The organism is Priestia sp. SIMBA_032, from assembly GCF_046535215.1.
Classification (GTDB): domain Bacteria; phylum Bacillota; class Bacilli; order Bacillales; family Bacillaceae_H; genus Priestia; species Priestia aryabhattai.
Map to the genome: position 1 here is coordinate 1 of NZ_JAWRXD010001016.1, position 258 is coordinate 258.

Here is a 258-nt window from a genome sequence, read left to right on the forward strand (position 1 = left end):
GTACCAGCTTGCGGAAGCACTGCGCCGGCCGCGCCGGTTGGAGGACCTGCTGGCAGAGCTAACGTCGACCTTAGGTCGAGTGATCTCGCAAGAGGAGATCCTGGTGTGGCTGGCACTGGGGGCAGCAGCCCGCCAGGAAGGCCGCCCGCTATTGCGCCCGGTCGTCCATGGATTCATACGTGGCGTCACCGGCGCAGTGGTGACTTTCCCAGACCAGACGAAGGATGCCAGGCTGTGGCTTTCGGCCGAGGACGCACT

Annotated in this window: 1 protein-coding gene; it reads left to right on the forward strand. The window is 65.1% G+C overall.

Translation table 11 applies throughout. The features are described 5' to 3' along the window. On the forward strand, positions 1-258 hold a 258-nt coding region (locus SB717_RS37415), incomplete at both ends, for a hypothetical protein (RefSeq protein WP_410908182.1).